This window comes from Paenibacillus sp. FSL P2-0121, assembly GCF_037975345.1.
GTDB lineage: Bacteria > Bacillota > Bacilli > Paenibacillales > Paenibacillaceae > Paenibacillus_AQ > Paenibacillus_AQ odorifer.
This window is the reverse complement of record NZ_CP150245.1, coordinates 2437813-2453706: the sequence shown is the minus strand read 5'-3', so window position 1 is coordinate 2453706 and position 15894 is coordinate 2437813. Positions and strand designations below refer to the sequence as shown.

The following is a 15894-nucleotide window of genomic DNA, read 5'->3' as shown; positions in this document are numbered from 1 at the left end:
TGTTATTACCGTATCAATTGGTCGGATTCCGGAGACAACCTCTGCTAACGAGGCGAATTTTCCTTCGGAAAGCTTTCGGACAGTCGCTAACACGCCACAGTTTCAAAATTTCCTTTACCACTATATATTGGTTATACAATATAATAAAGGTTATATTTTACATTACTTTCACTCTGGATTATATAGACCCTTTTAAATTAAAGGAGCTTTTATATGAAGAAAGTTTATCTGTAGGCGTTGTTGGCGAAGCCCCTAAAGTAAGAGAAGAGCACGTGAGCTTCACAAGTATTTCATTTGAGGAATTAGAAGAACACGCAAAAGTCAATGACACAAAGTTACCTACGATCATCAGAAGTTACAATCATATCTCCCTTGTATGGTACTCTCGAAGCGCATTCCTGAATCTCTCCTTCATTCGATTATGTTAATCATTGACAGATTTTCATAAGATCTTATATACTAATAAAAATCCGAAATATAGTATTTTTGGTAAAAAAGAGGAATCTGATATACCGAAAAATTGCCTCATTAGTACTGATTAGTTCTTTACTTCTTGGATCAAGAGGTGTTGTAAGCGCTTCAAGTAGCAACAACAACGATGTCGAAGCACAGATTAGTAAGATTTATCAAGAAAGAGCGGATCTACTGGGAGAACATAAGGCTGGCTACGAAATAGAATATGAAAAGCTAGGGAAGGAACTAGAATCTTTGGGGGTAGATTATTTAACTCCAGAGGAAGCACAAGTTGTAATAGGACAAAAAATTCTTAGGAACAGACAGCTCACAAATACAACCATTTGTTGATTTACCGGCGAGCACAAATATTGTTTGGTCTAGTTTCCGGTCTAACTGGGTCAAAAATGGGGTTACATATGAAGTTCAACATGTAACGGCAGAATCTAATGCTCAAAATTCTGCACTCAAGAATACGGGAGTAACGTTTCTTTCAAACTCAAATTCAAGCGGGGGCTTCCAATCTTTTGGTGTCAGCTGCGACAACTACTCTTGGTTCATTTAATAGTTATGTAGGTGCTACCATAACTATATATGACGCGGTAAAGAACTTTATTTCTGATTCTTATCAAAGTTTAGCATTAATTACTAGTACAGTTAGCGGCGCTAGTGCATATTCTATTCCTACGTTTAGCTATGCTTCAACAACTGGTGCCACAACAAATGCAACAATAAATCAGGGATCATCGAAACAATTTAGTTATACTGCCCTGTATCATAGAGATTCTTCTGCCGCAATAAATTATTATCTCAGCGGGCCTACTACAACTTCTTTCATAACAAAAATTACTCTTACCGGGATTGATGGTAAAACCGTTCAAACTATTACCCCTGCTATGCCTATGGGTATGGGTTATTTATTGTAATAGATTTCAATTATTTGAAGTTGAGATTTGGAGGGGAATTATGAGATTAAAGGAACCTATAACCTTAATTTCAGTTGTACTATTTTTAGTGCTAATAGGTGTTGCTTTGTTTTTATATAACTACAATTTCCCGAAAAAGGTTAACGTAGAACGTACTGCCGTCGTGTTCACCCTTAACAACTCTTCTTCAGCTAAAAGTACCATAATTAAGGTTAATGGGACACTATATAAACCAATATTTGGTCAAAAGAAATTTGTTGGAAATGTCTCAATAGATGCCTATGACTTCACAAAAGATCAAGAGGTCACTGTATATATCACTAAAAGAAATAAAGGCATAAATATGAGTACTCTATTTTATCTAGACTCCTCCGCACCATACGAAATAAATCAATACGGTCTAATGTGGTTTGATGATAGATTTGAAAACATCAATATTTGGCCATCTACTAACTGGATAGATGTTAAAGAGAAGAATTTGGCTTTCATTGCTACGGGTTCTAATTATGAACAAGCATTACAAACTCAAATAATGATGAGAAAGAAATTTGGTGATATGTTTGTTCCTCATGAATATGATTCGTTAGTTAAATGACTTGAGTATTGCGATTAATGGAATTGATCCGATCAATAGAAAAGCCCTCTGCAGATGCAGAGGCCAATGAAGAACTTACAATTTTTCTGTGCTACTGCTTAATGAACGATAAAACACAACACCTGCTCCGAACTTCGGACTGGTTTCGTATTTTTGGTCTCTTTATGCCCTCAGTTGTGTTCACCTCCAACACTCGAAAGATTGGCGTTAAACGCTTATGAAGACAGCAATCGGCTGCCAGTTACGGCGGCTAATTATCCACGCCATCCATTTATCCATTTTTTCTTGAGATTTTGCATGTGCATAGTTATATCGTTGAGTGTAACCTCCGTATCTAAATAACGTTCTTCATACTTTGGTATTAAAAGATACTCGCAAGCAGCGGCATAGCAGTCCAATTGTTCAACACTCTCGTCTGATATTCTCTCTAAACAGTTGCATTCTGCCCATAAAAAAACCTTAGGTAGATAAAACACCCACCTTCAATAGTATTTATTCAATAGAGAACAGAAAAAACCTATCGCCTCCAAAGAGGCGATAGGTTTAACCTTCGCGGTACCACTCTTTTTGATCGTTGCTGCTTACTCTACTGACTTCCCCATCTCGTTCCAGACAGGCTGTCCGATCAGACCTAAACGCCAGATTGCAATTCCTTTAAGACCATAACGTTTAGCAAGTCCTACCTTAGAATTCACTGAAGATTCGTTTTCGCTATACACAGAGATCCCGAGGATCAGCTTATCCTTACTCACTTGCTGAAGCGCAAGCCGGATGCCTTCATCAACTAAACTCATCGGCTCTGGAACTTTTTTCTCTTGTAAATAATCGTACGCCATAATGACCAAATCATCTGCAAGTGTTCCTAAAGTTTTGTAATCATAACCTTTATAAGAACTATTTAATGGATGAAGAATAACGGTAAGTTTAAGTCCTGCTGCATGTGCTTTTTGTGATAGGTTTTTCACAAAAGCATTGTAATCTGCTTGCACCTTCGCCTTATCACCGGTTAGACCTAGGCCCTCCAGATCCAGGGTAATGCCTTGGAATCCTTTTTGCGTTGCAAGATCTACGATTCCAGTAATCGTCTGTTCTTGAAGCTGCTTATCTTCCAGGTTCTTAGTTAACTCTGATGCGGTGTCTCCAGAGAAGACCATCAGATAAGGAGCTGTTCCACCTGCCGCTGCATTCGTGACAATTGATTCTGGTGTTACGTCACCAGCCGCCTGAGGCCATTTGAAATCAGTCCCCGTTGTGGTGAATTGCCCGCTTTTATCAATCCCACTCCAACCGAAGGCCATAGCATCAAAATTAGGAAGTAAGGAAATCTCACTATAAGAACTCAGCGCATAGAAACCAAGAGTGTACAGCTCAGTCTTCGGCGAAGTAATAGATACGGTCTTCGTGGATTGATTCCAAGCTACACCCGCACCAAACTGCTGGCCGAAGAAGCTAAGGGGAATCATCGTTGTATCCCGGATCGTCTGCGGAGCAACTCCTAACTTCACAACCGCGCCGTTAACACCTGCATTTTTGCTGCCAAGGGTCAGGGTTACCACTTTGGTCCCTGCAGTATCTGTTTTGGTAGCCGTAATTTTCTTCTGCGCTTGATTCCACTCGACATTAATTCCCAAAGCTTCAGATATAGCTCGGAATGGCACCATCGTTGTTCCGCTCATCACAACAGGTTCTACTGGAAATGGTAGTGGATAACCATCCAGCACAATACTAACTCCACCAGCTGTGGCTGCCTGTGTAGTATTTTGGAATAACGCCGTGGTGCCTCCTAGCGAAATAGCCATACATAATACTAATTTACCGATTCGCTTATTCATGAATGTTAAGTCTCCCTCTTCTATGATATGCAGTCTAATCTTGTAAACTCTTATATGTCCTCTACCATTTTACCAAAGATTATCCAATTGTAAAATTAATAGATTGTCATTTATGAGCTGCGAAATTATTTGTCATATTAGAAGAGGTCGGCAAAATTACATAAACACGCTCAAAAAGGTTCCCACTGCTCGTTCAACATCTACATCCACTGCAACTTGTATGGGTTTACCCACTTTTGGCTGAGCCCGCAAGTCCGCTACGACCATTCCCGATGTAAACTCACCTTTGTGCTCCACACGAACATTCATCTCTTTGTAGGTTACCAGATCTGGTTGCAGCGCAACCATAAGTGCGAGTGGATCATGCAGCGGTGCGCTGTTGATCAAAAAGTTCGCTTCACGATAGAAATTAAAATAATGAGTAAGCGATTGTTCCATAAACGAAATGATCGCTTTATTTTCTTCACGTCCAAAACGTTTTAATAAATCGATATGCTCTTGTGTAATCCGCGTCTTAAGCGTAACGTCTAGACCCACCATCATAACAGGAAGCCCAGATGTAAATACATGATCAGCAGCTTCCGGATCCCCGGCAATATTTGCTTCCGCAACCGGTGTTCTATTGCCGGGATTGAAGATCGTACCGCCCATCACCACTACTTTTTTCAAAGTATTCTTAATACCAGGGTCCATATCAAGCGCCATTGAAAGGTTGGTTAGATGTGCCAGTGTGACTAATACAATCTCTCCGGGATTCTCATTAGCCATCCGAACAATAAACTCAGATGCAGTTTCGCTAATGGGACGCTGGCTGGATGGAGCAATTTCCACATTGCCAATACCGTTCTCACCATGCACATGAGTGGCGTAGCCTGAGTGTTCACGAACAAGCGCCTTGGATGCTCCGATCGCTACAGGAATCTCATAACCGGGCTTAACAAGCTCAATTAGCCGCAGTGAATTGTCCGCCGCCTTTTCGACCTCAATATTTCCAAAAACGGTTGTAATTCCTTCTACAATTACGTTTGGAGCACGCAAGGCATATAGAATCGCCAGTGCATCGTCAATACCTGTATCTGCATCAATAATAATTCGTGTTTTGCTCATTTATGTTCTCTCCCATTATGTTTTTTTCATAAAAGCTATCATATCACGGCCAACGAGGGTCGCTCAATTTTTATTCAATTCCTGTTCTTTAAAGGCTTCAATAAACCGCTCAGGATCGCACTCTATCAAATAAGCATACACGCCCTTACTCGTGTGGAGATAGAACATGCCGCCCATATCCCCCATTGAGCGATAAGACATATCGAAAATATCTTTTAGCGGGAATTCCCGATGGCGTGTTACAATTCTATCTTGATACAGATACATTAGCCGATTCGAAGCAACATTTCGTTGTTCTCCATCCCTAATTTCTCGTTGTATCTTATAATACGGAAGCTGAGCTACCCATTTCATTTGCAGTCCTCCTGCTTGTCGTAATGGACTCTATTTTATTATTCTTTTTACCCTATTGCAAAATAAAGAAGCTTAACGATCCCATTAGCGGAATCATCAAGCTTCAGTAATCACCGTTTATTTCGTTGTATAAGCTGCGGCTGCCTTGCAAAAGCGTTCCAATGCCTCAACTAATGTGGATCTCGGACAAGCCAGATTAATCCGCAGATGGCCTTTGCCTTCTGTTCCAAAAACAGAACCTTCATTAAAAGCCACTTTAGCCTCTTTGTACATCAGCTGCTTCAGACCGTCTATTTCCAAGTTCAGTTCGCGGCAATCCACCCAGAGCAGGTAGGTTCCTTGCGGCTGCATCACATGAACCTGTGGTAAATGCTCCGCCAAATAGCTGACCGTATAATCCACATTATCTGATACATATTGTAACAGCTCATCCAGCCATTCTTCTCCGTCATTGTAAGCGGCTTGTACCGCTCCTTGCGCGAAGAAACTAGCCATATGTAAGCTCAAGGCTTTCATTTTTTGATCAAATTTACGTTTCAATTCCGGATTCGAGGACACGATAAAAGAGGATTGAAGCCCCGGAAGATTGAAGGTTTTGGTCGCAGCAAGGGTGGTTAACGTAATATTGGCAATTTCCTCAGACAAGGACGCAAAAGGAATATGCTCATAACCTGGAAGCGCCAAATCACAATGGATCTCATCAGAGATAACTGTCACTCCGTGACGCAAGCACAGTTCACCGAGCTTCAACAGCTCTTCTCTTTCCCATACTCTACCGCCTGGATTATGCGGACTGCATAACAGCAGCAGCTTCGCTCCACCCAACATCAACCCTTCCAATTGCTCATAATCCATCTCAAAGCGCCCATTATGGACGATAAGCGGATTCTTGGCAACCTTCCGGTCATTCATCTGGATGACATCATAAAAGGGATAATAAACTGGCGATTGTAAAATAACCTCGTCCCCAGGCTCAGTAAACAGTTCAACAGAGAGGCTTAAGGAAGTTACAATTCCGGGAGAATCTGAAATCCACTCCGGTTTGATCTGCCAATCATGCCGTCTTTTAAACCATGACGTGATGGCTTCTTTATAAGTATCACTAGGTACACTGTAACCGTAAACTCCTTGTTCTGCGCGGCGCAGAATGGCTTCCTTCACTGCGGGAGGACTTTCAAAATCCATGTCTGCCACCCAAAGCGGCATAATATCCTTCTCACCAAACAACTTCTCGGATTGGTCCCATTTGTAAGAGCTAGTATTACGGCGGTCAATTACGCGATCGAAATCATACTTCAACTAGAGTCACCTCATCCTTATAAACTTATCTTTTATTGTATCATGAGGAAACCGATATGGCATCTTAAGATAGAATCAAAAGAATTCACATAAATAGATGATGAATTTTAAGTTGTTAGACGATAGAAAAACAATAGAATGTTAGCATCACCTTGATTAAAAAATGAACTTGTTCGATTGCTGCTTTTTTGAAAGCCAGTATATACTCTGAGTAAAGAGGAAGACCTTCGTTCGTCCTCCTCTTACAATAATCATAAGTAAAATCACCAATATTAAGATGACCAACTTATCTATACGAAATATACCTTGTTACGCTAATTGTGTAATAACGAGATGTGCTGAAACAGATCTTGTTCCTCCAGCGAGAGGAGTAATAGTAAGTGCAGTAGAGTTACCAGCAGGATTCCGAACGGTCAGGATGGTGTTAATGACCGTTGTTTGCACTATAGCCATTTCTACGATTTGCGATGTACCTGTTGCGCGTCCAACTACGGTATAAGCGAGATCTGCGCCATTAAGAGTCAAGATGAGTTGTCCCGCTTCGGTTACACTAACCTGAAACAACACCTGATAAGTCCCTATTGCCGCTAAATTAAAAGAACTAGGACCTGTTCGTGCTATTGTTGTCCCGCTAGTAGGTCCGTTTTGAGGAAAACTTACGTCTGTGCCCGGTGCTACAGTTGCTGCATTATCAGGAGGCATTAGGGCAAAAAAATCAGCAAAACCTAATACGCCTCCTGTTGCCCCGGTTGCGCCCGTTGCTCCTGCTGCTCCCGGTGCTCCGGTTGCTCCCGCGGCTCCTGCTGCCCCCGGTGCTCCTGCTGCTCCCGGTGCTCCTGCTGCTCCCGGTGCTCCGGCCGCTCCCGGTGCTCCTGTTGCTCCAGCTACTCCCGGCGCTCCCGGCGCTCCCGGCGCTCCCGGTGCTCCTGTTGCTCCGGTTGCTCCCGGTGCTCCTGGTGCTCCCGGTGCTCCCGGCGCTCCCGGCGCTCCGGTTGCTCCTACAAAACCTTGTGGTCCTATAGCTCCTGCAGGACCCGGTAAACCTTGCGATCCCTGAGGACCTACAACTCCTTGGGCACCCGGAACGCCTTGCGCACCCTGAGGACCAACGGGGCCCGCTACACCCTGAGGACCAATCGCTCCCGCTGGCCCGGGTTCACCTTGAGGTCCTTGGGGTCCCGGAGGGCCGCCTGCAGGTCCTTGAGGTCCTTCAGCTCCTTGGAGTCCTCGTGCTCCTTGAGCTCCGGGAATGCCTTGGGCCCCTTGTATTCCTTGGAGTCCTTGTGCTCCTTGTGGCCCTTGCGGTCCTGTAGCACCAACGACTGTGGGAGTAGTAACATTCACTTCTGGTGGAGGACAGGTTACTTTTACAATCTTCTTAATAACCTTTCGGCGATGTTCTTTTCTTTTTCTTTTCGAAGGAAATACAGTGGCGACTTTTTTCTTATGACACTTTTTATCGTCTGGACAACTCAATGCGTACACCTCCCTATAAAGATAGTTCAGTGTACGCATCTTATTAATTTTAGACATGGACCAATAACTAGTTTCTATTAGACTGGAACCTATTTTTATAAAAAAAGGCTAATAAAATAGGAGGTGGCCCTTAAGCACATTACAATGTCCACACCATTTTAATTTACTTTTCGTATTTTATGATTAGGACAACTGACACTTCCCTATTAGCCCAAATCATAGATTTGGGTCTTTTTTTATGAGCATATAAAAAAACAACCCCCAAACCACGGGAGCTGCTAATCATCAACTATTATATTGTATCAACAGGCTTACGAATGGTGTTGCCTACCTTCGTAAGAATATCCGCCATTGATGCCGAATCATTCACGTCATAATCATCAATGTTCAGTCGGAGCACTGGGCAAGCTGTAAACTCATTGATCCATTTCGAATATCTGCCATGCATATGCTCCCAGTAGGACACGTCCGTTTGAATTTCCATTTCACGGCCACGTTCATTAATTCGCGCTAAAATAGAAGGAAGACTGCCTTCAATATAAATCAGTACATCAGGGTGCGGGAAATAGGGTGTCATAACCATAGCTTCATACAAGCTTGTATAGGTTTCATAGTCTGTCTTAGACATCGTGCCTTGATCCGCATGCATTTTAGCAAAAATACCAGTGTCCTCATAAATCGAGCGATCTTGAACAAAACCACCGCCAATTTCGAACATTTTCTTCTGTTCTTTAAAACGTTCGGCTAAGAAATAAATCTGTAGATGAAAACTCCATCTCTCAAAATCATGATAGAATTTTTCAAGATAAGGATTATGATCAACTTGCTCCAGCGAGGTTTGAAAATTCAACCTTTTAGCCAAAGCACCTGTTAAAGTGGATTTCCCCACCCCCACGGTTCCTGCCACGGTAATTATGGCGTTATCTGGGATGTTATATGGATTCATTTCATTAGCTCCTTTAGGTGAGAGGCAATTTCGACGAAGTGTTCTGGGTTCTCCACGAAATCGACTGCATTTCCATCTATGGTAATAATAACGGTAGACGGCTCTTGAATCGCTAGAGAGGCCATCGCATCATCATAATCTTCTATCAATTGCTGCAAATACGCAGTATCCATATCCCCTTCAAAAGGGCGTCCGCGTTTGGCAATTCTTTTTAACAAGGTATCGAGATCCGCTTTTATATAGAGAATAATATTTGGCTTCGGCAGGTCATCCGTCAGCACATGATAGATTTGTCGATACTTTTCTCGTTTCGTTCCCTTCAGCGTTCGTTCCCCAAAGATAAGGTTCTTATAAATATGATAATCCGAGATCACCGGTTTACCTTTATCTATGTATTGAGTTACTGTATCTTCAAGCTGCTTGTACCGATTACAGAGAAAAAACATCTCCAGTTGAAAGCTCCAGTCATCCATGTTCTGATAAAATTTAGCTAGAAACGGATTTTCATCAACAATCTCCTTAATAATCGGTAAGTTTAATTCCTCTGCAAGCATCGAAGCTAATGTTGTTTTTCCAGCCCCGATCGGGCCTTCCACTGCAATAAACGGTGCATGTTTCATTGATGCTGACTTCCTCCTCAGATACGGACCCTTCAATAACTATTTTTAAAAACAGACTAAATTATTGTATCACATGAGACCTTACTTGTGAGCGGCTAATTATGAAGAAACTTTTCCAGTAATACAAGTATACAACTGTAAGCTAGACCCAATAACAAGAGAAGGATCCCTATGAAAAAACGGTTCGATATCTATCTTCTCCCCATCCCCACGAACATGAATCGGACCGAGGAGACTCTATTTCCGAAAAATCGGCTGTATCAGCATACAATCGGACTCAGTTGCAGCTATTCTACCAAATGCGCCCTAATTATAGTCATTATCCGGCCAATAAGAGCCATACTGTCCATAACCTTAGCTAAACGAGCTAATAAACACCAATAGTTGTCATACGGTCCTTTAGCATCACTTCTCTTTTCCTAGATGTAATCGCGCTTTCAAAGGACTGGAACCATAGCAAAAAGGTGTCCCTGAAGGGACACCTTTTTAGATCATTCTATTAAGATAAACGTCCGCTGAAATCTTCGAAAGCGAACTGTTTGATTACTTTAATTCCTTCTTCGTCATTGTAGCTGACGATAGCTGGCAGATTCACGCCGTTAAACATATGGTTCTTCACCATAGAATAATGCGCCATATCTAGGAATACGAGTCTATCGCCGTATTTCAAAGGCTCCTTGAAGGAATAATCTCCAATAACATCTCCGGCTAGGCAAGTCATTCCACCTAATCTGTACGTATAAGGATATTCCCCAGGTTGTCCAGCATCGATAATGTTCGGGCGGTATGGCATAGCCAGTACATCTGGCATGTGGCATTCAGCCGAAGTATCGAGAATCGCAATGTCCATTCCGTTATGCATAACATCCAGAACGGTAGCTACCAAATATCCAGTATTAAGCGCAACGGCCTCACCTGGCTCCAGATAGATTTCCACACCGTAAGTCTCTTTCATATGCAAAATGCAGCGGACAAGGGTCTCCAGATCATAATCGGGACGTGTAATATGATGACCGCCACCAAAATTAAGCCATTTCATCCCTTTGAGATAAGGTCCGAACTTCTCTTCGACTACCTTGAGCGTACGCTCCAGTGTGTCTGAATTTTGTTCGCACATGGTATGGAAGTGTAATCCATCAATCCCCTCAAGCTCTTCAGGTCTAAAGTTAGGGAGAGTTACTCCCATTCTGGAATAATTGTAGCATGGATCATACAGCGGAACTTCGATCTCGGAATACTCCGGATTCACTCGAATGCCGCAGCTGATGTGCTTCGGTGCATTTTTCACACGATCCTTGAATCGATTCCACTGGTCAAAAGAATTGAACACAATGTGATCGGAGTATTCAAGAAGCTCATCGAATTCACTGTCCACATAAGCTGGTGCGTAGACATGAACCTCTTTGCCCATTTTTTCATAGCCAAGTCTGGCTTCGAATAAGGAGCTGGAAGTTACGCCATGCAAGTACTTGCCAACTAGCGGATACAAGGAGTGCATAGAGAAGCCTTTTTGGGCGAGCAAAATCTTAGCTCCTGTACGTTCTTGTACAGAATTCATAATCTCAAGATTGCGGGTAAGCAATCTTTCATCTACAAGGTAACATGGTGACGGGACAACGCTGATATCAATATCCATCAATCGCGCCTTAGTCTAGCAGCGTTGGCGAGAAATCTTCTTGCCAAGGCAGACCATGTTTATTCAAAGCTTCCATGAATGGATCTGGATCGAACTCTTCTACGTTGTACACGCCTGGTTTCTTCCAGATTCCTTTTATAATTAACATTGCTCCGATCATTGCAGGAACGCCTGTAGTATAGGAAATGGCTTGGGAGCCAACCTCTGCATAACATTCTTCATGATCGCAAACGTTGTATACATAATAAGTTTTTGGCTTACCGTCTTTAGTACCTTGGATGATACATCCAATGTTAGTTTTACCTTTTGTTCTTGGTCCCAGGGAAGCTGGGTCAGGCAGCATTGCCTTCAAGAATTGCAAAGGAACGATCTCTTTACCTTCGTACATGATAGGCTCGATAGAAGTCATACCCACATTCTCAAGCACTTTCAAGTGAGTCAGGTAGTTCTGTGAGAAAGTCATCCAGAAACGGATCTTTTTCACGCCCTTGATGTTAACAGCCAAGGATTCCAGCTCTTCATGGTACAAAAGATAAATATCTTTAGGTCCAATTTCCGGAAGATCGTAAACTTTCTTCTCAGAAAGTGGTGCAGTTTCAATCCACTCGCCATTCTCGAAATAACGGCCATTAGCTGTAATTTCACGAATATTGATTTCAGGATTAAAGTTTGTAGCGAATGGATATCCATGATCGCCAGCGTTGGCGTCTACAATATCAATGGTATGGATCTCGTCAAAATAGTGCTTTTGCGCATAAGCCGTGAATACGCCAGTTACACCTGGGTCAAATCCACTGCCGAGCAAAGCGGTAAGGCCAGCTTTCTCAAATCTTTCTTTGTAAGCCCACTGCCAGGAATATTCAAATTTCGCTGTATCTTGTGGTTCATAATTGGCAGTATCCACATAGTGCACTCCTGTTGCCAGGCACGCATCCATGATCGTCAGGTCCTGATATGGGAGAGCGACATTAATAACGACATCCGGCTCAAAGCTCTTGATCAGTTCAATGACTTCGTCCGTGTTATCTGCATCGAGCTGAGCAGTAGAAATCTTCGTGCGGCCTCCGGCTAATTTATCTTTCAGAGCGTCACATTTCGCGACAGTTCTGCTAGCAATGCAGATCTCTTCAAATACATCCGGGTTCTGGCAGCATTTATGAACAACAACACTTGCTACGCCGCCAGCGCCAATAATTAACGCTTTTCCCAAAATAAAAACCTCCTAAAATTCCATTTGCAAAATCAACAAGGCTGATTATACATAATATTTTTGAATAAATCAATAAAAACCGACAAAAAATGATGTGTTTTGTGTAAAATCTCTAAGAAATCTTGTTAATACTCTTAAATGCTCATATTTCCTCGATTATCCACGTGTATAGATCAGGTGTTTTGCTGGAACAGAGTGGATTTTCAGAAACTAGGGCAACTAGATTATTCTATCACAAGAGGGTTATACTTCATACGATTTATTTTAAAATCAATGAAAAATCTCACCACCCTTTCAACTCCGCCTAAAGAAGTTCGGTTTCCACACATTCCAATCAACAGCACTGCAGCAAATACAAAGAGGCCGTAATATATACTCTTACCCGTTTTTGTCCCAATATTAATCGTTGTTGCTATGCCCATCCGTTTCGCGCCCATAATTGAACGATCATTGGGATAATTATAAGTTGTCCCATTTTTCCAATATTCATCATCATCCGTATAAAGAATCCTCGAAAAGATTCCCGCACACATTCTTCAAAATCGCGTACGCTTTGTTTACGATCATTGCATATCCCCCCTAAATCTTCTGCCTTCCACGCAAAAAAGCTGAGCTCCCCTGAAGGAGAGTTCAGCCTAAAGCTTCTAATATATAGTCAACTTATTTATTGGAATTTATTCGAACGGCATAAGCATCTGCATCCCATTCTACCTGCGCCCCCAACATTTCACTTATCAATCTGAGGGGTACATAAACGCTATCATTAATGAAGACCGGTTTTTGATCTGTTGCGATAATCTTTCCATTAACAGTCGTTTGTCCAGTTACCGAATTCAAGATCAGCGTTGTAGATCCCTTCACAGCAACCACAGCTCTCGATGGAACATCCCAACGAACATTAACTCCCATCTGCTCGAAGACTCCTCTTAAAGGAACATATGTCGAATTATTGATTAGTAACGGCGGCATAGTCAGTTCCATTTCATTCCCATTCAACAACACTTGAATAGATTTCTTCACCAGCTGAGGCGTACTCACCTCGATCTCTCTGACCCCCAGACCCGTCTGTCCAAATTCATTTGCCCCCCAGGCAAGGACATGACCATCTTTTAAGAGTACATAATGATTTCTGCTCCCTTTAGAAACGGAAACTGCATTCTGGATGCCTTTAGACTGTGTAACATTAATCTTGTTCTTATCGCCAACCGTCCACTGCCACACGGTCCCATCCGCCTTCACTGCGGAATCTGTTGTCAGCGAAATGACGTCTGTAAGTCCTGGAATCTGAACAGGCTTTAGAGCTTCTCCCAGATATGGATCTATGTAATTATTCCAAATCCATACTGTGCCATCCCATCTCAATGCCGCCCCATAAAGTCCATAGGCTCCATCCATATCAACCGCTCTATATTCTCCGCTTCCTTTAATAAGCGTAGGCTTTAAGATTACGCCCTTCTGAGTTCCCAGTGGTTGCTGTGATCCCCACACCCATACCTCTCCGCCGTTACCAAGAGCCACTGAATTATTCGATCCCGCTGCTATAGACAGGACGGTGGGTAGTCCCTTCACCTGCACCGGGGTTAGCTTGTTTTTCCGCGAATCGTCACCGAGTTCTCCTTGTTCATTGCCTCCCCACGCCCAGACCGTTCCATCTTTAAGAAGAGCTAAGCTAAAGGTGCCCCCCGCAGAAACAGCTTTCACATCTGTTAGCCCTTGCACTTGAACAGGCTCTACAAGAATCTTAGAAGACTGTGTTCCAATGCCAAGTTGTCCATGCTCGTTCCCCCCTACCGCCCACACTGTACCATCGTCCTTCAACATCAAGTTATGGCGATAACCACCTGAGATTTGCTTTACATGATCGATATGCATTTTGACAGGAGTATACGCTGGTGTGGTCGCCCCATTACCAATAGAGCCGTACCCACCACCCCACGCCCAGGCTGTTCCATCCACAGTGACGGCATACGCACTTCTGTCACCAGCGTCCAGTTGGGTGATGCCAGACAATAATTTCTTTTCTTCAGGTGAATTCACATTATCTGCTGCTGCCACTAAGGGTGAGACCATAGTCAGGCAAAGAACAGTCCCGACAACAACTCTACAAATCCGACTTACCTGCACTTTTGACATCAAGCTTTGTTTAAACACTTGAGATCACTCCTTTTTATTAAAAAATAGATAACGCAACAACTCACGGTCCCGTTCCAAAACCTCCAATCTTCCAGCCGTTAGCGTGTTTGGTCAACACTGCGAAGCGAGTCTCCCGGCCATCTGGGGTATTGAAGACGGGATTTAGTGATTTCATATACAGATCGACCACAATATTTAACGTTGTGCGGTCACCGATGTCTTTAATTTCTGAGCCAGTATCATAATCCATCACTTTATAAGAGGTAGGCTTAGCCTCAACAATACTTTCACTGAGAGCATTTTCACCACCAAAATCCGGGTTATAGAGTTGATGCGTTTGACGGTTAACCGTCAATGCAGTGAGTAAGGCATTAGGATTCAAACATGCGCGGGCACGGGGATGATTACCATCCTGAATAGCCTGAAAGAAAGCATCCAGAAGTTCGAAATGGTCTAATGAGGCTAAGTCACCATTCTCACCTTCCTCAGCAAACAAACCTTCTCTCTCCGTCCACTCCTCAAATGTAAGTCCTGTAATGTCGGTCAAGCTACGCTTCTTAATCGACGGGCCGATACTTTGAATATTAAATTCCAGCCACGCACCAACGGTATTCCCTGATTGCACAAGCAAAACGAGGTTGGAGGGATAAGAAAATTCTTTTTGTTCGCCAGAACCAGGTAAACCATCGACTAAGGAATACCGCTGCACCTCTACCGTGGTCCCCTTCAGCAGTGTCAAATCCAATCCTGCATCTTTAGAGAACTCATTCGCTAATTGCCAGTAAAGTCCCACTGGATACTCCCCCAGCTTAACCTCCCAGTTCTGCGGTACCTCAACTGCAAATACCTCCGGATGGCTCTGAACTTTATAATCCAGTGTTTGCAAAAAGTCTTCGGGAATCATAGTTACTTGAGCAGATGTCGGCGTTACCTGTGGTACAGACGTTGAAGCTATAGAGGCAGCAGGTTCCACACCTATGGAGTTCTCCCCTTGATTACATCCAGAGTTTAAGAGTACAAAAAAACAAATCGTTACCATCGTTACAAACTGCCGCTTAGTCATCTGATTCCCGCCTCTCTAATCACTCCTCTATATTTAGACTGAGGAATATTATACAAAGTTGCGGGATACTGGAAATTATTAAAATCATTTTATACGCATAGGACCCTGTAGTTTGGGATTGGCGTTGATTTTACCTGCTTATGCGGCATAAATCGCCTGTTGCTTCGCTCTAGGGCTCTCGTCCACCTTTTGACACTTGTTAACTTCGAGAGCATAATAAGCTTCGGCATATTGCAACGGATTT

General features: G+C 42.9%; 14 protein-coding genes. 3 read left to right on the top strand and 11 right to left on the bottom strand.

All coding sequences use genetic code 11. The features are described from left to right. Positions 1-486 precede the first annotated feature (486 nt). The 3 genes from MKY54_RS10625 to MKY54_RS10615 all read left to right on the top strand — a co-directional run bounded on the left by MKY54_RS10625 (position 487) and on the right by MKY54_RS10615 (position 1974). The gene (locus MKY54_RS10625) at positions 487-804 is read left to right on the top strand and encodes a hypothetical protein (RefSeq protein ID WP_076191286.1); all 318 of its coding nucleotides are present in this window, start codon (positions 487-489) and stop codon (positions 802-804) included. Between the two features lie 179 nt (positions 805-983). Beyond that, positions 984-1379, top strand: coding sequence for a hypothetical protein (locus MKY54_RS10620; RefSeq protein WP_339190432.1), 396 nt, complete (start codon positions 984-986; stop codon positions 1377-1379). Positions 1380-1419: 40 nt separating this feature from the next. Further along, complete coding sequence (locus tag MKY54_RS10615; protein ID WP_076191281.1) at positions 1420-1974, top strand: hypothetical protein; 555 nt, start codon at positions 1420-1422, stop codon at positions 1972-1974. 581 nt (positions 1975-2555) lie between these two features. Here MKY54_RS10615 and MKY54_RS10610 read toward each other — a convergent pair. From MKY54_RS10610 to MKY54_RS10560, 11 genes are all read right to left on the bottom strand, one after another. Further along, a complete protein-coding gene (locus MKY54_RS10610) occupies positions 2556-3773 on the bottom strand; it encodes a stalk domain-containing protein (protein ID WP_254847646.1) in 1218 nt (405 codons plus the stop codon). Between the two features lie 189 nt (positions 3774-3962). Continuing rightward, positions 3963-4913 carry a nucleoside hydrolase gene (locus MKY54_RS10605; RefSeq protein WP_339190430.1) on the bottom strand — a complete coding sequence of 317 codons (951 nt, stop codon included), beginning with the start codon at positions 4911-4913 and terminating at the stop codon, positions 3963-3965. Positions 4914-4976: 63 nt separating this feature from the next. Next, positions 4977-5267, bottom strand: coding sequence for a hypothetical protein (locus MKY54_RS10600; RefSeq protein ID WP_339190429.1), 291 nt, complete (start codon positions 5265-5267; stop codon positions 4977-4979). Positions 5268-5384: 117 nt separating this feature from the next. Continuing rightward, complete coding sequence (locus MKY54_RS10595) at positions 5385-6566, bottom strand: MalY/PatB family protein (RefSeq protein ID WP_339190428.1); 1182 nt, start codon at positions 6564-6566, stop codon at positions 5385-5387. Positions 6567-6875: 309 nt separating this feature from the next. Beyond that, positions 6876-8051 (bottom strand): collagen-like protein, encoded by a 1176-nt coding sequence (locus MKY54_RS10590; protein WP_339191162.1) that lies wholly within the window; start codon positions 8049-8051, stop codon positions 6876-6878. Positions 8052-8334: 283 nt separating this feature from the next. Further along, positions 8335-8988, bottom strand: coding sequence for a deoxynucleoside kinase (locus MKY54_RS10585; RefSeq protein WP_339190426.1), 654 nt, complete (start codon positions 8986-8988; stop codon positions 8335-8337). Beyond that, positions 8985-9608: a deoxynucleoside kinase gene (locus MKY54_RS10580; RefSeq protein ID WP_076278612.1), complete on the bottom strand. Its 624-nt coding sequence runs from the start codon at positions 9606-9608 to the stop codon at positions 8985-8987. Before MKY54_RS10580 ends, MKY54_RS10585 begins: the two co-directional genes overlap by 4 nt. Positions 9609-10107: 499 nt before the next feature. Next, positions 10108-11244: a carboxynorspermidine decarboxylase gene (nspC, locus tag MKY54_RS10575; protein WP_076125019.1), complete on the bottom strand. Its 1137-nt coding sequence runs from the start codon at positions 11242-11244 to the stop codon at positions 10108-10110. A gap of 10 nt (positions 11245-11254) precedes the next feature. After that, on the bottom strand, positions 11255-12454 hold the full coding sequence (locus tag MKY54_RS10570) for a saccharopine dehydrogenase family protein (RefSeq protein WP_036679313.1): 1200 nt from the start codon (positions 12452-12454) through the stop codon (positions 11255-11257). Between the two features lie 660 nt (positions 12455-13114). Further along, positions 13115-14605, bottom strand: a complete 1491-nt coding sequence (locus tag MKY54_RS10565) for a stalk domain-containing protein (RefSeq protein ID WP_339190425.1) — start codon at positions 14603-14605, stop codon at positions 13115-13117. Positions 14606-14648: 43 nt separating this feature from the next. Next, entirely contained in the window at positions 14649-15650 is a 1002-nt protein-coding gene (locus MKY54_RS10560; RefSeq protein WP_339190423.1) for a DUF4830 domain-containing protein, read from the bottom strand. Positions 15651-15894: the final 244 nt, after the last annotated feature.